General features: G+C 67.4%; 18 protein-coding genes and 1 tRNA gene. 6 read left to right on the top strand and 13 right to left on the bottom strand.

Going from position 1 to position 18,467, the window contains the following annotated elements:
- Positions 1-3 precede the first annotated feature (3 nt).
- The 9 genes from JO391_RS07420 to JO391_RS07380 all read right to left on the bottom strand — a co-directional run bounded on the left by JO391_RS07420 (position 4) and on the right by JO391_RS07380 (position 8,130).
- A complete protein-coding gene (locus JO391_RS07420; protein WP_220663804.1) occupies positions 4-903 on the bottom strand; it encodes a bestrophin family protein in 900 nt (299 codons plus the stop codon).
- A complete protein-coding gene (gene purD, locus JO391_RS07415) occupies positions 900-2,165 on the bottom strand; it encodes a phosphoribosylamine--glycine ligase (protein WP_220663802.1) in 1,266 nt (421 codons plus the stop codon). Before purD ends, JO391_RS07420 begins: the two co-directional genes overlap by 4 nt.
- Positions 2,166-2,328: 163 nt before the next feature.
- On the bottom strand, positions 2,329-2,682 hold the full coding sequence (locus JO391_RS07410; RefSeq protein ID WP_220663800.1) for a RidA family protein: 354 nt from the start codon (positions 2,680-2,682) through the stop codon (positions 2,329-2,331).
- A 68-nt stretch (positions 2,683-2,750) separates the two neighbouring features.
- Positions 2,751-2,824: transfer RNA gene (locus JO391_RS07405), tRNA-Gly, on the bottom strand.
- 180 nt (positions 2,825-3,004) lie between these two features.
- On the bottom strand, positions 3,005-3,553 hold the full coding sequence (locus tag JO391_RS07400) for a fasciclin domain-containing protein (RefSeq protein ID WP_220663798.1): 549 nt from the start codon (positions 3,551-3,553) through the stop codon (positions 3,005-3,007).
- 98 nt (positions 3,554-3,651) lie between these two features.
- Complete coding sequence (locus JO391_RS07395; protein WP_220663796.1) at positions 3,652-4,296, bottom strand: anti-sigma factor; 645 nt, start codon at positions 4,294-4,296, stop codon at positions 3,652-3,654.
- The gene (locus JO391_RS07390; protein WP_220663794.1) at positions 4,293-4,826 is read right to left on the bottom strand and encodes a sigma-70 family RNA polymerase sigma factor; all 534 of its coding nucleotides are present in this window, start codon (positions 4,824-4,826) and stop codon (positions 4,293-4,295) included. Before JO391_RS07390 ends, JO391_RS07395 begins: the two co-directional genes overlap by 4 nt.
- 37 nt (positions 4,827-4,863) lie before the next feature.
- A complete protein-coding gene (locus JO391_RS07385; RefSeq protein WP_220663792.1) occupies positions 4,864-6,900 on the bottom strand; it encodes an ASKHA domain-containing protein in 2,037 nt (678 codons plus the stop codon).
- Positions 6,901-6,975: 75 nt separating this feature from the next.
- Positions 6,976-8,130 carry a CaiB/BaiF CoA transferase family protein gene (locus JO391_RS07380; RefSeq protein ID WP_220663790.1) on the bottom strand — a complete coding sequence of 385 codons (1,155 nt, stop codon included), beginning with the start codon at positions 8,128-8,130 and terminating at the stop codon, positions 6,976-6,978.
- A 149-nt stretch (positions 8,131-8,279) separates the two neighbouring features.
- On the opposite strand from JO391_RS07380, the gene JO391_RS07375 reads away from it, so the two are divergent.
- The 3 genes from JO391_RS07375 (at position 8,280) to JO391_RS07365 (ending at position 12,812) form a co-directional block, all read left to right on the top strand.
- The gene (locus JO391_RS07375) at positions 8,280-10,109 is read left to right on the top strand and encodes a bifunctional helix-turn-helix transcriptional regulator/alpha/beta hydrolase (RefSeq protein WP_220663789.1); all 1,830 of its coding nucleotides are present in this window, start codon (positions 8,280-8,282) and stop codon (positions 10,107-10,109) included.
- A gap of 229 nt (positions 10,110-10,338) precedes the next feature.
- The gene (ppk2, locus tag JO391_RS07370) at positions 10,339-11,316 is read left to right on the top strand and encodes a polyphosphate kinase 2 (RefSeq protein WP_220663788.1); all 978 of its coding nucleotides are present in this window, start codon (positions 10,339-10,341) and stop codon (positions 11,314-11,316) included.
- Positions 11,317-11,432: 116 nt separating this feature from the next.
- Positions 11,433-12,812: an MATE family efflux transporter gene (locus JO391_RS07365; protein WP_220663787.1), complete on the top strand. Its 1,380-nt coding sequence runs from the start codon at positions 11,433-11,435 to the stop codon at positions 12,810-12,812.
- Positions 12,813-12,818: 6 nt separating this feature from the next.
- Here the strand turns inward: JO391_RS07365 and JO391_RS07360 are convergent, their stop codons facing one another.
- Positions 12,819-13,232 (bottom strand): hypothetical protein, encoded by a 414-nt coding sequence (locus JO391_RS07360; RefSeq protein WP_220663786.1) that lies wholly within the window; start codon positions 13,230-13,232, stop codon positions 12,819-12,821.
- A gap of 20 nt (positions 13,233-13,252) precedes the next feature.
- Positions 13,253-14,455, bottom strand: a complete 1,203-nt coding sequence (locus JO391_RS07355; protein ID WP_220663785.1) for a pyridoxal phosphate-dependent aminotransferase — start codon at positions 14,453-14,455, stop codon at positions 13,253-13,255.
- A 163-nt stretch (positions 14,456-14,618) separates the two neighbouring features.
- Between JO391_RS07355 and JO391_RS07350 the strand changes: the two genes are divergently transcribed.
- On the top strand, positions 14,619-14,924 hold the full coding sequence (locus tag JO391_RS07350) for an FAD assembly factor SdhE (protein WP_259444848.1): 306 nt from the start codon (positions 14,619-14,621) through the stop codon (positions 14,922-14,924).
- On the opposite strand, the gene JO391_RS07345 is transcribed toward JO391_RS07350, so the two are convergent.
- Positions 14,918-15,427, bottom strand: coding sequence for a MarR family winged helix-turn-helix transcriptional regulator (locus JO391_RS07345; protein ID WP_220663784.1), 510 nt, complete (start codon positions 15,425-15,427; stop codon positions 14,918-14,920). The two genes, JO391_RS07350 and JO391_RS07345, sit on opposite strands and share 7 nt — an antisense overlap.
- A 139-nt stretch (positions 15,428-15,566) precedes the next feature.
- Here JO391_RS07345 and JO391_RS07340 point away from each other — a divergent pair, with 139 nt between their 5' ends.
- On the top strand, positions 15,567-15,821 hold the full coding sequence (locus tag JO391_RS07340) for a DUF2312 domain-containing protein (protein WP_220663782.1): 255 nt from the start codon (positions 15,567-15,569) through the stop codon (positions 15,819-15,821).
- A 22-nt stretch (positions 15,822-15,843) separates the two neighbouring features.
- On the opposite strand, the gene JO391_RS07335 is transcribed toward JO391_RS07340, so the two are convergent.
- Positions 15,844-16,716, bottom strand: a complete 873-nt coding sequence (locus tag JO391_RS07335; protein ID WP_220663780.1) for a hypothetical protein — start codon at positions 16,714-16,716, stop codon at positions 15,844-15,846.
- 79 nt (positions 16,717-16,795) lie between these two features.
- Here JO391_RS07335 and JO391_RS07330 point away from each other — a divergent pair, with 79 nt between their 5' ends.
- On the top strand, positions 16,796-18,454 hold the full coding sequence (locus tag JO391_RS07330) for an ABC transporter permease (RefSeq protein ID WP_220663778.1): 1,659 nt from the start codon (positions 16,796-16,798) through the stop codon (positions 18,452-18,454).
- Positions 18,455-18,467 lie beyond the last annotated feature (13 nt).

The raw sequence follows: 18,467 nt of genomic DNA, 5'->3' as shown, positions 1-18,467 counted from the left end.
CCGTCAGTCCAGACGGAAGTTCACCGGGCGCAGCGGTTCGGGCGCGGGCTCGCCCAGATGTGGGGCCAGCGAGATCTCGGCAGACCGGCAGATGGCGTCCAGCGCCAGTGCGTTCGGTGTGGCGCCGAAGGGATGCGCCAGTTCCTCGGTCACTTCGGCCAGGCCGAAGAACACATAGGCGATGATCGCGGCGAAGAGCGGGGTCAGCCAGCCGGCGGGCTCCAAGAGCGCGAGCGGCACAAGCAGGCAGTAGAGATAGCTCGTCCGGTACACGAGCAGGGAATAGACGTAAGGCAGGGGTGTGCCGGCGATGCGTTCGCAGCCGGCCTGCTGCAGGGCGAGGCTGTCCAGACGTGCCGACAGGGCCCGCGCGCCGAACCCGTCCAGCGTGCCTGCCGACCGCGCATTCGCCAGCCCGGCGGTTATGGCATCCAGCGCGGCGCAGGGCGGGTGCGGGGCGGTGGCGAGCGCGGCATTGTCACCCAGGGCTCGGGCGGCGGCGGCGTCCACCGGCAGGCGGCGCAGGTTCAGGCGGTGCAGGTGCAGGAGGGCCAGTGCCAGCCGAAGCTGCTGGTGCCGCTGCTGCGTATCCGGCAGGAACATTTCCAGCGCGCGCGCATAGCTGCGCAGGTCGGCCAGAAGCCCGCCCCAAAGCTTGCGCGCCTCCCACCAGCGGTCATAGGCGGCGTTGTTGCGGAAACCCAGGAACAGCGACAGCGCGATGCCAAAGACGGCAAAGGGCGTGGCGCTGAGGTGGGGCAGGGGCTGGACATGGCGGTCCAGCCAGACCAGTGCCGCGGCCAGTGCCGTCACCAGCGCCAGTTCGCCCGCGATATGCGGCAGCACAGAGCCCCGCACCGCAAACAGAAGCTGGAGAGGGCCGGGCTTTTCGCGGACGATCACTTCAGCGCACGCCACCCGATGTCGGACCGGCAGAAGCCTTCGGGCCAGCGGATATGGTCGATCATCGCATAGGCGCGGTTGCGGGCGTCGGACAGCGTGTCGCCGCGCGCGGTGACGTTCAGGACGCGGCCGCCGGTGGCGGTGATCTCGCCCTCGTTCAACGCGGTGCCGGCGTGGAACACCATGTGGCGGCTGTCTTCGGGGCAGCGGTCCAGCCCGCGGATGACCGTGCCCTTGGCATAGGCTCCGGGATAGCCCCTGGCCGCCATCACCACGGTCAGTGCATGGTCGTCGGCCCAGTCGATGCGCGCCTCGGCCAGCCGGCCCTCGGCGCAGGCCAGAAGCGCATCCAGCGCCTGCGCGCCAAGGCGCATCATCAGCACCTGGCATTCCGGATCGCCGAAGCGGACGTTGTATTCCACCAGCCGCGCGCGGCCATTCTCGATCATCAGCCCGGCGTACAGCACGCCCTGGAACGGCGTGCCGCGCGCCGCCATCTCGCGCACGGTGGGCAGGACGATCTGATCCAGCGCCTGTTGCTGGATCGCGGGCGTCAGAACCGGGGCGGGGGAATAGGCGCCCATCCCGCCCGTGTTCGGGCCGGTGTCGCCGTCGCCCACGCGCTTGTGGTCCTGCGCGGTGCCAATGGGCAGAACGTTGACGCCATCGGTCAGCACGAAGAAGCTCGCTTCCTCGCCCGACATGAATTCCTCGATCACCACTTCGGCACCGGCTGCGCCGAAAGCGCCGCCCAGCATGTCGTCCACCGCGGCCAGCGCCTCGTCCAGCGTCATGGCCACGACCACGCCCTTGCCGGCGGCCAGGCCATCGGCCTTCACCACGATGGGCGCGCCTTGGGCACGGATGTGGTCCTTTGCCGGCCCGGCCTCGGTGAACCGGGCGTAGCCAGCGGTCGGTGCGCCGCAGGCATCGCAGATTTCCTTGGTGAAGGCCTTCGACGCCTCCAGCCGCGCGGCGGCGGCCGAGGGCCCGAAGGTCAGGATGCCCGCCGCCCGCGCGGCATCGGCCACGCCCGCCGCCAGGGGCGCCTCTGGCCCGACGATCAGGAATTCGATGGCCTGTTCGGCGCAGAACTCCACCACCGCGGCGCCATCCATGATGTCGAGGTCGGCACATTCCGCCACGCCGGCGATGCCCGCATTGCCCGGCGCCACGATCAGCCGGTCGCATTTCGGGTTCTGCGCCACGGCCCAGGCCAGGGCATGTTCGCGCCCGCCGGAGCCGAGGATGAGGATGTTCATGGGCTGCCCCCGCTGCTGATACGGTCTCGCGAGGCGCATACCCGCCGCGACCGCCCGGCACAAGCAAGCAGAGCGGCCAGATGCTGACGGGCAGGGGCGAGGGCCTGCCGAAAAACGAAACGGGGGGCGCGAGGCCCCCCGAAACCTTCCCCGCGGGGAAGGTTCACTTCAGCGCGGCGGTGACGATGACCTCGACCTTGTAGTCCGGCGCGGCCAGCTTCGCCTCGCCGGTGGCGCGGGCGGGCGTGTGGCCCTGGGGCACCCAGGCGTCCCAGACGGCGTTCATATCGGCAAAGGTTGCGATGTCAGCCAGCCAGATCTGCGCCGACAGGATGCGGGTCTTGTCGGTGCCGGCCTCGGCCAGGATACGGTCCACCTCGGCCAGGCATTGCCGGGTCTGGTCGGCGACCGAGTCGCCGGGGTTGCCCACCTGGCCCGCCACCCAGACGATGCCGTTGTAGCAGACCGCCTCGCTCATGCGGGCGCCGGTGCCGATACGCTTGATGTCGCTGTTCATGGTTGTCCCTCTCGCTTTCGGATGCGGCCTCCCTATCGGGTCCGACGGTCAAGGGGAAGGGAGGGGGATGGAGCGGGTGAAGGGAATCGAACCCTCGTATTCAGCTTGGGAAGCTGCTGCTCTGCCATTGAGCTACACCCGCGATGACCTTCACATAGCTGCCCCTTGGCCGGGGTTCAAGCATCAAGAAACGGCTGGCAGGACGCGGGTCGAAAGGACGAGGGGCCCTGCCGTTCGCCTGAGGGGCGGCGCAGCAGGGCCCCACCCGGACGGGGGGACACTCATCCGGGATGGCGCGTCACATGGCCAGTTACATGGCCAGTCACATGGCCGGCAGCAGCACGGTGTCGATGACGTGGATCACGCCGTTCGACTGCACGACATCGGCGATGGTGACGGTGGCCACGTTGCCCTGGCCGTCCTTGATCTTGACGGCGCCGTCTTCGACCATGGCGGTGAACTCGCAGCCGCCCACCGTCTTGATGACATGCGCGCCGCCGTCATCGGCCACCATCTTCTGCACGTCCGCCGCGAGCGCCTTGGTCGGCACGACATGGCAGGTCAGGATCCTGGTCAATTGGTCCTTGTTTTCGGGCATCAGCAGGGTTTCGACCGTTCCCGCCGGCAGCTTGGCGAAGGCGTCGTTCGTGGGCGCGAAAACGGTGAAGGGGCCGGGGCCGGACAGCGTTTCCACGAGGCCCGCGGCCTGGACGGCGGCAACCAGCGTGGTGTGGTCGGCCGAGTTCACGGCGTTCTCGACGATGGTCTTGGTGTCATACATCGGCGCGCCGCCGACCATCGGATTGTCCACGGCAAGTGCGGGCAGGGCGGTCAGCGACAGCAGGGCAGCGGCGAGGCGAAGGGTTTTCATCGGTCTTGCTCTCTGATGGCGACAACGGGACCATCCCGCTGTCCTGCCCGGAGCTACGAGACGCGCCGATGGAAGTTGCAGCGATCACGCATCCGTGATCAGGACCGGATCTCGGCAGTGGCCAGCACCGGCCCGGTGGGGGCACCGGTGGGCGAACCGCCGGCCGGTTCCAGGCTGATCGCCAGGACCCAGCCTTCCGGCGGAATCGGATAGTCGATTTCCAGCGGCGCATCCCCCAGAAGGCCAAGCGAGACCGGCGCCTGGTCGGGCGCGATGATCCACAGCTCGTGCACCTCGGCCGCGGGGGCTGCTGCGCCTTCGGACCGGCGCACGACCAGCCGGGTGCCGTCAAACCGCGCCTCGTACTGGAAAGCGGCGTTGGCTGCGACGATCTCTGTCACCAGTGCCGGTTGACCGATCGGCAGGGCAAGGGAGACCAGCACCACAAGCGCGGCGGCAGAGGCCGCGCCGGAGAGCCAGCCGAGCCAGCCAAAACGCCTGGGCTTGGGGGGCGGGGCAGGGAAGAGCCGCGCCTCTATCGCCGGCAGCAGGTCGGGAGCCGGGGCCTCGGCGTAATCGTCGTTCAGGGCGGCGAAACGGTCCTCCCAGGCACGGACCGCAGCCGCGAAGGCCGGGTCCTGGCCGATGCGGCGCGCGGCGGCCGTGCGGTCCTCCAGCGGCAGCGTGCCAAGGACATATTCCGCGGCGGTCTGGTCGTCGTCTTCGTGCAGTGGCGTGGTCATTGATCCATGCACTCCCGCAATCGCGACAGGCCGCGGCGAAGCCAGCTGCGCAGGGTATTCAGCGGAATGGCGTGACGCTCGGACAGTTCAGAGTAGGACAGGCCTTCCAGATAGGCGCCGCGCAGTGCCGTGGCCCGCGCCGGTTCCAGCGTATCGAGGCAATGGTTCAGCCGCGCCACTTCCGACCGCGCGACGATGCGCCCCTCGGCCGAGGCCACCGCGGCATGAAGCGTGTCGTCATAGCTGTCGGGCGCGGTGTCGGGGCGCTGGCGCAGGCGGTCGATGGCGTGGTTGCGCGCCACCGAGATCAGCCATGTCATGCCCCGGCCCCGCGCCTCGTCGAAGCGATGGGCGCGCAGCCAGACGCGGGTGTAGACTTCCTGCAAGGCATCCTCCGCCTCGGACCGTTCGCCGAGGATACGCAGAAGCACGCCCATAAGTTTCGCCGAGGTCGCGCGATAGAGCTCGCGTAGGGCAGACCGGTCGCCGGCGGCGCAGCGCTGCAGCAGGTCTGCGACCGGATCGTTCATGCCGCCAAGCTAGACGCGGCCCCGGCGAAATCAAGCATCAACCGCGCCGCCGCCGCCGTCCGCCATCGCCGCCGCCGCCGGTGTTGAACGACACGTCGGGCAGCGTCACCACCGTGGCCAGGTTCGGGAAGGGCTCGACTGCGTTCGGGATCGCGCTGGCGTTCACGAAATGCTCCTGGAAGCGCGGCTCGATGGCGGTTTCGACCTTGTGGATGTGCCGCACCACTTCCTCGATCTGGTTGCGGGCGGCCACGTTGCACAGCGCGATCCGCGCCCCGGTGCCAGCCGCGTTGCCGGCACTGACGACCTTCTCAAGCGGCACGTCCGGGATCATGCCCAGGATCATCGCGTGTTTCGGGCTGATGTGCGCGCCGAAGGCGCCGGCCAGCGTCACACGATCCACCGTGTCCACGCCCATCTCGTCCATCAGGAGCCGCGCCCCGGCGTAAAGCGCGGACTTCGCCAGCTGGATCGCGCGGATATCGCCCTGCGTCACCAGGATGCGTGGCCCGCCCTCGGCGCTCGCGTCGTGCAGGAGGTAGGAAAACGTCCGCCCCTCGGGCAGGCAGCGGGCGGTTCCCACCTGGTCCGGCCCGCCGATCAGCCCGCCCGCATCCAGGATGCCGGCGGCGCGCATTTCGGCCACCACCTCGATGATGCCCGATCCGCAGATGCCGGTGACGCCGGTGGCTTTCGTCGCCTCGGCAAAGCCGGGATCGTCGGACCAGAGGTCGCTGCCGATGACGCGGAAGCGCGGCTCTTTCGTTACTGGGTCGATTTCCACTCGCTCGATGGCGCCCGGCGCCGCGCGCTGGCCGCTGGAGATCTGCGCACCCTCGAAAGCGGGGCCGGTGGGCGAGGAACAGGCGAGCACCCGTGTTTCGTTGCCCAGAAGGATCTCGGCATTGGTGCCGACATCAACAACCAGAACCATGTCCTTGGACTTGTTCGGTTCTTCGGAAAGCGCCACCGCGGCGCAATCCGCGCCCACATGGCCTGCGATGCAGGGCAGCACATAGGTCCGCGCCGCCGGGTTGATCGCCGTCAGGTCCAGGTCGCGCGCGGGGAAGGAAAGCGAGGACGAGGTCGCCAGCGCAAAGGGCGCCTGGCCCAGTTCCACCGGGTCGATGCCCAGAAGCAGGTGGTGCATCACCGGGTTGCAGACAAAGACCGTCTCGTAGATCTGTTCAGGCGGAACCTGAGCTTCGGTCGCCAGGGCCTTGGCCAGCGTGTTCATTGCCTCGCGCACGGCGCGCGTCATCTCGACATCGCCGCCGGGGTTCATCATGGCATAGCTGACCCGGCTCATCAGGTCTTCGCCAAAGCGGATCTGCGGGTTCATCAGGCCCGAAGACGCCAGCACCCGACCGTCGCGCAGGTCGCACAGATGCGCGGCGATGGTGGTGGAGCCAAGGTCGATGGCCAGCCCCAGAAGCGGGCGTTCGTCAAAGCCGGGGAAGATGTCCAGAAGCCGGTGGCGGGCATCGTGGTTGCACTTGTTCAGGACGACCGTGACCTTCCATTCACCCTTGCGCAGCACCGGTTGCAGCCGGCGCAGCAGGGTGAGGTCGGCTTCTACGTCCTCGATCTGCCACTGGTCCTTCAGCGCCTGCGCCAGCCGTTCGAAATCGCCCGAAGGTTCGTGCATGTCGGGCTCGGCCACCTCGACGTAAACGGCGCGCGTGGCCGGGTCCATCTCGATCACCCGGTCGGTGGCCGACTTGCGGATCACCTGCTTGTGGACCTGGCTTTCCGGCGGCACGTCGATCACGACATCGCCCATCACCTTGGCCTGGCAGCCCAGGCGGCGCCCATCGATCAGCCCACGGATGCGCTTGTAGCGGTCCTCGACCGCGTTCCACTCCGACAGGGCGTCGGCGGCGACAGTCAGGCCGTGCTTCGGAAACTCGCCATAGCCGGGCGTGATCTGGCACTTGGAACAGATGCCGCGCCCGCCGCAGACGGAATCAAGGTCCACCCCCAGTTGGCGGGCGGCCTGCAGCACGGGTGTGCCCAAGGGGAACCGCCCCCGCTTGCCCGAGGGGGTGAAGATCACCAGTGCATCGTCAGTCATGGGTCTGCTCCTGTCGCGCCCTTGGTTCTAGGGCGCGCGGAGCCGGGATGACAGACCGATTCCGGCGGTTTCGCGTCAGCCTGCGGCGTCCAGCCAGCCCAGGATGGCCTCGCGGTCTGCATCCAGCAGGGGAGCAGGGCCGCGGGCCTGCCGGTCTGGCAGGGTGGACATCTTGATCGGGTTGCCCGCCGCCTTGAAGGACGGCCCGCCCTCGCGCTGTTCCACCGGCACCACCATGTTCCGTGCCTTGACCTGAGGATCCTCGATCGCCTCGGCCATGTTCTGCACCCGCGCCGTGGGCACGCCTGCCGATTCCATAAGCGCGATCCAGTGGTCGCGCGGCTTTTCCAGCGTGATCGCCTCGATCAGCCGTTTCAGCATGTGGACGTTCTCGCACCGGGCGCCGTTGCTGGCAAAGCGCGGGTCCGTAACCCAATCCGGGCAACCAAGCCCCTGCGCCAGTTTTGCGAACAGCGCATCGTTGCCCGCCGCGATGACAAAGAAGCCGTCGCTGGCGCGATAGGTCGAAAAGGGCGTGATGGAGGGATGCCGCGCGCCGGTCGGGCCGGGCGGCACCCCTGTCGCGGTGGTGGTGGCCAGCGAGTGCTCCTGGATTGCCAGCTGCGAATCCAGCATGGCGATATCGACCTTCGCGCCCTCGCCGGTGCGCCCGCGCTGCACAAGTGCCGCGAGGATTCCCTGCGCCAGATACATGCCGGCCACGATGTCGCCCACGCTTGCTCCCACGCGCACCGGAGGCCCGCCTTCCGGCCCTGTGATCGACATCACGCCGCCCCGCGCCTGCACCACCATGTCATAGGCGGGTTTTCCCGCCTCTGGCCCGGTATGGCCGAAGCCCGACACCGCACCGTAGATCAGCCGGGGATGGGTCTTGCGCAAATCCTCGAAGCCATAGCCCAGGCGCTCCATCACGCCGGGGCGGTAGTTTTCCAGCACCACGTCGGCCCGATCCAGCAGCCGCTCGAATATGGCACGGTCCGCAGGCGCCTTCAGGTCCAGCGCGATGGACTGCTTGCCCGCGTTCAGCGCCGCGAAATAGGCGCTTTCCCCCTGCTTGAAGGGCGGGAACTCGCGCGTGTCGTCGCCCAGAACCGGGCGTTCGATCTTGATCACGCGCGCCCCCAGGTCGCCCAGGATGGTCGAGCAGAAGGGTCCGGCCAGCACATGGGTCAGGTCAAGCACGATGATGCCGTCGAGGGGGGTGGTCATGTCGATCTCCATAATGGGTGGATGCAGGGCATCCCGCTCATGTTCCCGGACGCCCGCCTTGAAGCCACGCTGCCCAAGGTTCCGCCGCTTGTCACGTTGGCCCCCGCAGGAAGCTTGCCAGATGGCACGGCTGCGGTAGAGCTTGTGGCATGAGGGATTCTCCGACCCCGAAGCCCCTTCCGCCCGGTGCGAACAGCCCGGCCAGCCCCCGCGGCGAGCGGCCGGGGCTGGATCAGGTCACTGCCGACCACCGCGCCGAGATCGTCGAGCGGCTGTACGAGGTCGCGCTGGACCCGATCCGGCTGGAAGATCTGATGGAGGTCTGGGAGGGCCGGCTTGGCCCGATGCGCGTGGGGCCGGTCGACGCCGCCGTCCTGCTGGACGATCCCGAGATCGAGGCCCATGCCCGCCGGGCCTCGGTGTTCCTCGACCGGTTCGAGGCGACACGGGGCGAGGCTGGCTGGAACTCGGTGCTGCAGGACTATCCGCGCACCGCCGCCTTCATCACCGATGGCGGCGCCTTCATCACCGCGGCCAACCCGCCCGCCGCCACCGCCTTCGGCCTGCGCGAGGACAGTTCGCTGAACGACCTGCCCTTCGGCCCGGACGAGGTGAGCGAACTTCGCGATGCGATCCGCCGCTGCACCCAGGGGCGCGACGAACGGCCCGTGCTGTTGCGCCTGCGCTCGGCCCGGACCGACAGCCCGGTGATCCTGCGCGTGTCGCCCTTGCAGGGCGCGCGGGGCCGGCCGATGGCCCTGGTGACCTCGACCGAACTGGTCTGGCCCGAGGGTTTTGAAGACGTGGCCCAGGACGCTTTCGGTCTGACTGCCGCCGAGGTGGAAATCGTGCGCGGTCTGACGCTTGGCCAGCAGGTGCGCGAGATCGCCGAAAGTCGGGGCCGGTCGGCGGACACGGTGCGCACCCAGTTGAAGTCGATCCACGCCAAGACCGAAACACACGGCCAGGCGGAACTTGTGCGTCTGGTCCTTGGGCTGATGGATGTGGCGGCGGTGCAGGGCGAGGGGACCTCGACCCCCGCGCCCCGAGGCGGGCTGGAGCCGCGGCCCTTCCAGTCGATCACGCTTGCCGATGGCCGCCGGCTGGAATGGATCGAGTTCGGCGCGCCCGACGGTGCGCCCGTGCTGTTCACCCATCTCGACTATGGTTTGATCCGCTGGCCCGCCCCGGCCGAGGCCGCGGCCCGCGCCATCGGCCTGCGCATCGTGGTGCCGGTGCGGGCGGGCTATGGGCGGTCGGACCTTCATGCCCGCGGCACCGATCATCTGACGGGCGTGACGCTGGACTACGCCGCCGTGCTGGACCACCTGCGCCTGCGCGACGTGGCCGTCATCGCCCTGGGCGCCGACCTGCGCTTTGCCGTCAACCTGTCGATCCTGCGCCCCGACCTGGTGACCGGCATCCTGGGCTGCGCCGCGCAACTGCCCCTGCGCACGGCCGCGCAGTACGAACGCATGGACAAGTGGCAACGCTTCATCCTCGCCAATGCCCGCTACGCGCCCAAGGTCCTGCCCTTCCTGGTTCAGGCCGGTTTCTCGCTGGCCCGCCGGCTTGGCAAGGAAGCCTTCTTCACCCAGGTGAACGGCGGGTCTGTCGCCGACATGGAAACCTTCGCCCGACCCGACGTGCGCGATGCCATGCTGGAAGGCTCGGAGGTTTGCATGACCCGCAAGTGGTCGGCGCACGAGGCCTTCACCCGCGAGGCGATCGGTTCCGAGCGCGACTGGAGCGGCGTGCTGCGCAACTGTCGGGTTCCGGTGATTCTCTTGCAAGGCGACCAGGACCCCCAGACCCCGGTGAAAACCATCGAGGAACTGGCGCCCGAATACCCAAACCTGCGCATCCGCTTCATTCCGAACGCCGGACAACTGCTGTTCTTCGCCCACTGGCGTCTGGCGCTGGTCGAGGTTCAACGCTTCGTTGTGCGCGAAGCCAGGAATCCTGCGCGTATACCCTGATTGGGGTATGCGCGGCCCCGAAGGCCGACGTAGGGTCGCCTCACTTAGTGACACTTTGTTCTAACCGACTGTTCTTCAAAATCCTTTTCCCCCAAAGAGGCAGACACGGCAGGGCGTCCCCCCTGCCGTGTCTGTCATTTCAGCCTGACGCTTCGCTTTCCTTGATGCGGATCAAATGGTGCAGCAGGAAAGCGTGATAACGGCGGCGTGATAGCAAGGGGACAGCCAGATGACAGAGATTTCCGCCGCGACCGACACGTCCGTTTCCGCCCCCGAACCGCAGGCGAATGGCGCGGCGGTCGATGCCATGCCGGCGATGCCCCCGGCGGAACCCGCCGGCCCCCGCCGCTTTCCGGCCGCGGGCGAGGACCAGATCCGCGAAGCCTTCGAATCCGGCCGCTATCCCTATGCCCGGCCGATGGGCACGCGGCCTTACGAGGCCGAAAAGCTGAAACTGCAGGCCGAGCTTCTGAAGGTGCAGATCTGGGCGCAAGAGACCGGGCAGAAATTCGTGATCCTGATGGAAGGTCGCGATGCCGCCGGCAAGGGCGGCACGATCAAGCGGTTCATGGAACATCTGAACCCGCGCTATGCACGCACTGTCGCCCTGACCAAACCTTCGGACGTGGAAAAGGGGCAGTGGTTCTTCCAGCGCTACATCGCGCATCTGCCCACGGCGGGCGAAATGGTGTTCTACGACCGTTCCTGGTACAACCGCGCCGGGGTGGAACGGGTGATGGGCTTCTGCTCTCCGTCCGAGTACCTGGAGTTCATGCGCCAGGCACCCGAGTTCGAACGGATGCTCGTCCGCTCGGGCATCCGGCTTTACAAGTACTGGTTCTCGGTCACGCGCGACGAACAGCGCCGCCGCTTCATCGCGCGCGAAACCGATCCGCTGAAGATGTGGAAACTCAGCCCCATCGACAAGGCGAGCCTCGATAAGTGGGATGACTACACCGAGGCGAAAGAGGCGATGTTCTTCTACACCGACACCGCCGATGCGCCCTGGACCATCGTGAAATCCAACGACAAGAAGCGCGCCCGGCTGAACTGCATGAGGCATTTCCTGGCCTCGGTGGACTATCCCGGAAAGGATTGGGAGGTGATCGGCCATCCCGATCCGCTGATCGTGGGCCGGGCCAGCCAGGTGTTGCAGGGCGCGGGCCATATCCTGGACACGGCGATGCATCCGGCCCTGCGGTCATAAGCGGCGTTCACATCCTGCCTGCCGGGCGGGCAGGGTGCCTTGAAATGATGCGGAAATAGCTCGCGCGGCGGATTTCCGGACTTGCCGCCGCCCGCTGCCCGGTCTAAGGCAGGGCCATGACGACATCGCTGTCCCTTCCCGCCCACGCGCGTGCGACGCTCGTGCTGGGTCTGCCGCTGATCGGCAGCCATCTCGCGCAGATGGCGCTGCATGTCACGGATACCGTGATCATGGGCTGGTATGGCGTGACCGAACTGGCGGCGCTGGTCCTGGGGACCACCACCTTTTTCGTGGTCTTCATCCTTGGCTCGGGCTTCGCCCAGGCCGTGATGCCTCTGGTGGCCGCTGCCCGCGGCAGCGGCGACGAGACGCGCATCCGCCGCGACACCCGCATGGGGCTGTGGCTGTCCATCCTCTACGGGATCCTGGTCTATCCGGTGTTCTGGTTTTCGGGCCCGATCCTGCTGGCACTTGGACAAAAGCCCGAAGTCGCGATGCATGGCCAGGATTTCCTGCGGATCGCCGGGCTTGGCATGGTGCCGGCGCTTCTGATCATGGCATTCAAGAGCTTCCTCGCCGCGCTGGAGCGTACCCAGGTCGTGCTGTGGAGCACGCTGGCCGGCGTCTTCGTCAATGCCGTGCTGTGCTGGGTGCTGGTCTTCGGCCGGTGGGGCGCCCCCGAGCTTGGGGTCGAAGGCGCGGCGCTGGCCTCTCTGGCGGTTCAGACGCTGAACTTCCTGATCCTGGCCGTCTATGCCGTGACCCAGCCGCAGCTGCGCAAGCTGCGACTGCTGACGCGGTTCTGGCGGGCCGATCCGCCCGCGCTGAAGGCGGTGTTCCGCCTTGGCTGGCCGATCGGCGTGACCGGGCTGGCGGAAAGCGGGCTGTTCTCGGCCGCCTCGGTGATGATGGGCTGGATCGGCACGGTGGAACTTGCAGCCCACGGCATCGCGATGGAAGCGGCCGCGCTGACCTTCATGCTTCACCTTGGCCTGTCCAACGCGGCGACGGTGAGGCTGGGGCAGTCCGACGGGGCCGGGGATGCGCGGGCGCTGCGCGACGGGGCCAAGGCGGCGCTTCTGTTGTCGCTGGCGGTGGCAGCGGTGGTGATTACCGTCTTCCTCACATGGCCGGAGCAGATCATCGGTGTCTTTACCGACCGGACAAAGCCGGAAAGCGCGCAGATCATCGCCTATGGCACGACGCTGCTGGCGATGGCGGCGCTCTTCCAGCTGGGCGACGCGATGCAAGTCATGGCGCTTGGCTTCCTGCGGGCCCTGCAGGACACGAAGGTGCCGATGATCCTTGCGGCGATCAGCTACTGGGTGATCGGCATCCCTTCGGCCTATGTGCTGGCCTTCCCGATGGGCTTCGGTGGCATCGGGCTGTGGTTGGGGCTGACCATCGGTCTGGCCGCCGCCTCGGTCAGCCTGATGATCCGGTTCTGGACCCATGCGCCGAAGGTTGCCGCCGGGTCCGGCCTCGCACCGGCCTGAGCCGGCCTATTCCGCCGCCTCGCCCTTCATCAGCCGTTCCGACTTGCGCCGCACCAGCACGGTGCGCAGGTCGTGCATTGCCAGCAGCAGCGCGTCCGTCACCTCTTCCAGCTCGTCGTCCCCGGCCTTCGACTGCGCCCATTGCGCCGTCAGGTTCAGGTGATCGACCGTGCGCAGGATGTCGTCGATGTCGCGCCGCGCCAGCAGCGCCACCCGCGCCTCCAGCCAAGCGCGGATCGCCGCAACTTCCTCGTCGCTCAGCTTGCGGTCGCCATGCGGGCGGATGTTGCCGTTCTTGACGTTGACGGTGGCGATCTCGTCCATCTCGATGCGGCGGTTGCGGTTCTCCGTATCCACCCGGAAAACCGCCGCGCCGTTGTCGCGGATGCGGAAATAGAACTCCGGCAGATCGCCCGACATCGTCTCTCCGACCTTGCGCCTCAGATCAGCTCGGCGCAGAACCGCTGGATGCGCGCGCAGGCCTCTGCCAGCACCGCATCGGAGGTAGCGTAGCTGACGCGGAAGTTCGGCGAAAGCCCGAAGGCCGCCCCGAACACCACCGCCACGCCGGTTTCCTCCAGCAGAGCCGTGGCAAAGATCTCGTCATTGGTGATGACCGTGCCTTTGGGCGTGGCCTTGCCGATCAGCCCCGAGATGTCGGGATAGACGTAAAACGCCCCCTCGGGGCGCGGGCAGGTGATGCCCTTGGCCTGGTTCAGCATGGAAACCACCAGATCACGCCGCGCCTGGAACAGCTTGCGGTTGGGCGCCAGAAAGTCCTGCGGCCCCGTCAGCGCCTCCAGCGCGGCATACTGGCTGACCGAGCAGGGGTTGGAGGTCGACTGCGACTGGATCGTCCCCATCGCCTTGATCAGCGCCACCGGCCCCGCGCCATAGCCAATGCGCCAGCCGGTCATCGCATAGGACTTGCTGACGCCGTTGGTGGTCAGCGTTCGGTCATAAAGGCCCGGCTCGATTTCGGCCGGGGTGACAAAACGGAAGTCGTCGAACACCAGATGCTCGTACATATCGTCCGACAGGATCCAGACATGGGGATGCCGCATCAGCACATCGGTCAGCTTCTTCAACTCGTCACGCGAATAGCCCGCGCCCGTCGGGTTCGACGGCGAGTTGAAGATGAACCACTTGGTCTTCGGGGTGATCGCCGCCTCCAGCTGCTCGGCGGTGATCTTGAAGGCGTTTTCCAGCGTGGCCACCACCGGCACCGGCGTGCCGCCGGCCAGCATCACCATGTCGGGATAGCTCACCCAGTACGGCGCCGGAATGATGACCTCGTCGCCGGGGTTCAGCGTGGCCATCAGCGCGTTGTACAAGACCTGCTTGCCGCCCGTGCCCACCGTCACCTGTGCCGCGGTATAGGTCAGCCCGTTCTCGCGAAGGAACTTGGCGCAGATCGCCTGCTTCAGCTCGGGGATGCCGTCCACTGCGGTGTATTTGGTCTTGCCCTCGTCGATGGCACGCTTGGCGGCATCCTTGATGTTCTGCGGCGTGTCGAAGTCCGGCTCGCCCGCGCCCAGGCCAATCACGTCGCGCCCCTCGGCCTTCAGCTGGGCCGCCTTGGTCGTCACCGCGATGGTGGGCGAGGGTTTCACGCGGGCAAGCGTATCGGACAGGAAGGGCATCGCGGTCTCCATCGCCGGACAGGGTCCGGTCAGTTGCATCGGCTGCCCGGTCTTAGGGGGGCCGCCGCGCCGGATCAAGCGGGCAGGCTGCGGCGCCATGCCCACCGGCAAGGGCGGGCCGATGCCTTGCGCGTCCGACCGGTTTCGGCGAAGGGAAGGCCACATGACCGGAAGGAGAGGCGCGATGGCGGGCGAAACACCTGAAGCGCGGCTGAAGCGGATGCGGATGCGGTCCTGGCGGCGCGGGACCAAGGAGATGGACCTGATCCTCGGCCCCTATGCCGATGCGCAACTGGCTGGCATGGCGCCCGAAACGCTGGACCTTTACGACTCGCTTCTGGAAGAGAACGATCAGGACCTTCTGCCCTGGGTCATGGGCCAGCGCCCGGCGCCGGATCGCTTTGCAACCCTGCTGGCCGAGATCGCAGGCTTCGCCCGCGCCCGGCTGGCCTCCGGCAGTGGTCAGTAGATATACCGGATCTGCTCCGTCCAGAACCGTTCCAGCCGCTTCAGGAGCTGGTTCGCATCCTCCATCGCTAAGATGTCCACCAGACCGCGCTTCATCAGGGCCTCTGACTGGCGGGCAAAAAGCTGCGCCAGCGTCACGCGCATCCGCCGGCCCTTTTCCGTCAGCCGCACTCGCACTGACCGGCGATCCACTTCCGACCGCTGGTGGTGCATGTAGCCCAGATCGACCAGCTTCTTCAGGTTGTAGCTGACGTTCGAGCCCTGGTAATAGCCGCGGCTCTTCAACTCGCCCGCGGAAACCTCGTTCTCGCCGATGTTGAACAGCAAGAGCGCCTGCACCGGGTTGATCTCATAGACGTCCAGCCGCTCGAACTCGTCCTTGATCACGTCCAGAAGCAGGCGGTGCAGCCGCTCGATCAGGGACAGGTTTTCCAGATAGCCGACAAGATAGGCCTTGTCCGACCCGTCCAGCAGCGGCGCTTCGGGGGGGGCTGTGGAAAGCATGGAACCTCCGGAGATGGATGACAGGGGCAGAGTCGGGCAAAACTTGAAACAAAGCGTGAATCATCGCAGGTGCCTTCACCTTGATCCCGCCGGCGCGCTTGGGTAGGAAGCGGCTCCCATCCGGCATAGCGAGAACCCCATGTCCGACCTGACCGATGCCGCCGCCGTCACCGCAGACGAGCTGCGCCAGTTCATCGAGCGCTTTGAACAGCTGGAAGCCGAAAAGAAGGATGTGGCCGACCAGCAGAAGGAACTGATGGCCGAAGCCAAGGGCCGCGGCTACGACACCAAGGTGATGCGCAAGATTGTCGCCATCCGCAAGCGCAAGCCCGACGATCTGGCCGAGGAAGAGGCGATCCTCGAGGTCTACAAATCCGCCCTCGGCATGGCCTGACAGGCCGTTCCGTTTCAGGCGCTCAGGCTTCCAGGAAGGTGACCCCAGGCATGGCGGCAATCGCCGCCGCGTCGGCCTCATAGGTCCGCGTCATGCGTTCCACCGCGTCCTCCGTCCAGCCCGGCAGATCGACCTCCATGTCGATCATGTCGGGGACGGCGAACTTGTCCAGAAACGCCGAGACGATGCGCCGGCGCTGCTGCACGGTCGCAGGCGGGTGCGTTTCCAGATAGCTTTGCATCCGCGTCAGCCCGTCATCGGTCATCAGCCGGCGCAACAGCTCGTTCAGGTCAGCCATCCGCGTGCCCGGCCGGTGGCCCGATACGGCCTGGATCACCTCTGGCCAGATCAGCGGCGTGTCCTCATCGCACCAGACGGTCAGCGGGACGCCCGGGTTCTGGGTCAGGATATCGCGGATCGTGTCCGACCAGTGCAGGTCCTCGGGTTGTGTTCCGTCCAGAAACGCCTCGAAGCTGCTGTCCTTTCGCCGCAGGAACAGGTCGGGCAGGAAGGTCGCCGGGTTGCGGATCGCCAGGTGAAACTCGGCCTCGATCTGGGGAAAGATCTGGGTAAAGGCCCGGATCCGCTCGCCGGCCGACGGATAAAGCATCCCCCTCACCACCCATTTCGGAAAGCTCAGGAAGTTCTCCCAGGACAGCACCAGCCGGTCGGCCTGATCCTCGTCCATGATCTGGTCCAGCACGATCGCCTGGGTTTCCAGCGAGGCGGGCTGCCCCTTCAGGGCGATGGCCGTGTCGCGCAGAAGATTGCGATATCGGGCCGGGTCGGGCACCACGATGCTTTGTTCGGCAAGGACACCCCTGTTCTTCAACATGCAGCGAAGCAGGCGCTCATTGTCGGTGCAGTGGGCGCCAAGGTGGTAGACGATCCGCATTTCTGGTCCGTTTCTTGCCTGCCGCGGACTATAAAGGCTTTTCTGGACAGGGAAACGGCTTTCCTGTAGCGCCTTCGCCATGGCCGAGCAAAACAGTCAAGTTCCCCTCGCCGCCCGTATGCCGCGCCCGGATGGCTGGATGTTCGGGTCGCTGGTCATCGGCGCCGTCGTCCTGGCGCCGATGCTGTCGGTCCTGTGGCTCGCGCTCACGCCGTCCGAAAACATCTGGCCCCACCTGATGGCCACGGTCCTGCCGCGCTATCTGCGCACCACGTTCGAGATGATGCTGGGCGTCGGTCTCCTGACCGCGGTGGTGGGCACGGGCACGGCCTGGCTGGTCTCGATGTACGACTTCCCGGGCCGGCGCTGGATGTCCACCGCGCTGCTGTTTCCGATGGCGATCCCGGCCTATGTCGGGGCTTATGCGCTGGTGGATTTCCTGGATTATGCCGGGCCGCTGCAAACCGCGCTGCGCGCCACCTTCGGCTGGACCTCGGCGCGCGACTACTGGTTTCCCTCCGCGCGCTCCACCGGCTTTGCCATCCTTGTCCTGGCGGCCGCGTTTTACCCCTACGTCTACCTTCTGGCCCGCGCCGCCTTCCGCGAACAGTCGGGCTGCGCCTACGAGGTGGCCCGCGCGCTTGGCTGCGGGCCCTGGGGCGTGTTCCGCCGCGTGGGCCTGCCACTGGCACGCCCCGCCATCGCGGTCGGCGTGACGCTGGTGCTGATGGAGACGGTGGCCGACTATGGCACGGTCAGCTACTTCTCGGTCCAGACCCTGACGACGGGCGTGTTCTCGACCTGGCTGAACGGCGGCAATGCCGGTGGTGCGGCGCAGATCGCGGGGGTCATCCTGTTCCTCGTCTTCGCGCTGGTCGGGGTCGAGCGCTTGTCGCGCCGCAACGCCCGCTTTCACCGTCTCAGCCGCTCCGCCCGTCCGGTCGAGCCGCACCGGCTGACCGGACCCGGCGCCTGGGGCGCCAGCCTCGCCTGCTTCCTGCCCTTCGCCGCGGGGTTCCTGCTGCCCGTGGGCGTGATGGGCTGGCACGCCCTTCGCAATCCCCAGGTCTGGCTGGCCCCCGGCCTTGGCCAGGCGCTGATCAGCACGCTGACCGTGGGCGGTTCGGCCGCCGTCATCACGGTCGCGGCGGCCCTGTTCCTCGTCTATGGCGTCCGCCTGTCGGGCAGCGCGCTCGTGCGGCTCGCGCTGCCCGCCACGACGCTGGGCTATGCCATGCCCGGCGCGGTGCTGGCCGTGGGCATCCTGATCCCACTCGCCGCGCTGGACCACCGTTTCGCCGACCTGGTGCTGTCGCTCACCGGCCACGACCCCGGCCTTGTGATGACCGGCACCGCCGGCGCCCTCGTGCTGGCCTATGTCGTGCGCTTCTTCGGCATCGCGCAGGGCACGGTCGATGCGGCCTTCGGGCGCGTCTCGCCCAACCTACCGCTCGCCGCCCGCTCGCTTGGCCGCACGCGCGGCGGGGCGCTTTCAGCCATCTACCTGCCGCTCATGCGCGGATCGGTCGCCACCGCCTTGCTCATGGTCTTCGTGGACTGCGTGAAGGAACTGCCCGCCACGTTGCTTCTGCGCCCCTTCAACTTCAACACCCTCTCCACCCGCACCTTCGAACTGGCCAGCCTGGAAAAACTGGGCGAGGCCGCGCCGGCCGCGCTTCTGGTCATGGCCGTGGGTCTGGCGGCGGTGGCCGTCATCGCCCGCACCGGCCGGCATTAGGGCCGGCACTAGG

The sequence above is a fragment of the Neotabrizicola shimadae genome, assembly GCF_019623905.1.
In the GTDB taxonomy this organism is placed as follows: domain Bacteria; phylum Pseudomonadota; class Alphaproteobacteria; order Rhodobacterales; family Rhodobacteraceae; genus Neotabrizicola; species Neotabrizicola shimadae.
The sequence above is the reverse complement of the archived record's forward strand: the minus strand, read 5'-3'. Positions and strand labels throughout refer to the sequence as shown.

Coding starts and splice junctions, on each gene's coding strand:
- purD (WP_220663802.1), bottom strand. CDS start 2,165: ATGAACATCCTCATCCTCGGCTCCGGCGGGCGCGAACATGCCCTGGCC.
- JO391_RS07410 (WP_220663800.1), bottom strand. CDS start 2,682: ATGAACAGCGACATCAAGCGTATCGGCACCGGCGCCCGCATGAGCGAG.
- JO391_RS07400 (WP_220663798.1), bottom strand. CDS start 3,553: ATGAAAACCCTTCGCCTCGCCGCTGCCCTGCTGTCGCTGACCGCCCTG.
- JO391_RS07395 (WP_220663796.1), bottom strand. CDS start 4,296: ATGACCACGCCACTGCACGAAGACGACGACCAGACCGCCGCGGAATAT.
- JO391_RS07390 (WP_220663794.1), bottom strand. CDS start 4,826: ATGAACGATCCGGTCGCAGACCTGCTGCAGCGCTGCGCCGCCGGCGAC.
- JO391_RS07385 (WP_220663792.1), bottom strand. CDS start 6,900: ATGACTGACGATGCACTGGTGATCTTCACCCCCTCGGGCAAGCGGGGG.
- JO391_RS07380 (WP_220663790.1), bottom strand. CDS start 8,130: ATGACCACCCCCCTCGACGGCATCATCGTGCTTGACCTGACCCATGTG.
- JO391_RS07375 (WP_220663789.1), top strand. CDS start 8,280: ATGAGGGATTCTCCGACCCCGAAGCCCCTTCCGCCCGGTGCGAACAGC.
- ppk2 (WP_220663788.1), top strand. CDS start 10,339: ATGACAGAGATTTCCGCCGCGACCGACACGTCCGTTTCCGCCCCCGAA.
- JO391_RS07365 (WP_220663787.1), top strand. CDS start 11,433: ATGACGACATCGCTGTCCCTTCCCGCCCACGCGCGTGCGACGCTCGTG.
- JO391_RS07360 (WP_220663786.1), bottom strand. CDS start 13,232: ATGTCGGGCGATCTGCCGGAGTTCTATTTCCGCATCCGCGACAACGGC.
- JO391_RS07355 (WP_220663785.1), bottom strand. CDS start 14,455: ATGCCCTTCCTGTCCGATACGCTTGCCCGCGTGAAACCCTCGCCCACC.
- JO391_RS07350 (WP_259444848.1), top strand. CDS start 14,619: ATGACCGGAAGGAGAGGCGCGATGGCGGGCGAAACACCTGAAGCGCGG.
- JO391_RS07345 (WP_220663784.1), bottom strand. CDS start 15,427: ATGCTTTCCACAGCCCCCCCCGAAGCGCCGCTGCTGGACGGGTCGGAC.
- JO391_RS07340 (WP_220663782.1), top strand. CDS start 15,567: ATGTCCGACCTGACCGATGCCGCCGCCGTCACCGCAGACGAGCTGCGC.
- JO391_RS07335 (WP_220663780.1), bottom strand. CDS start 16,716: ATGCGGATCGTCTACCACCTTGGCGCCCACTGCACCGACAATGAGCGC.
- JO391_RS07330 (WP_220663778.1), top strand. CDS start 16,796: ATGGCCGAGCAAAACAGTCAAGTTCCCCTCGCCGCCCGTATGCCGCGC.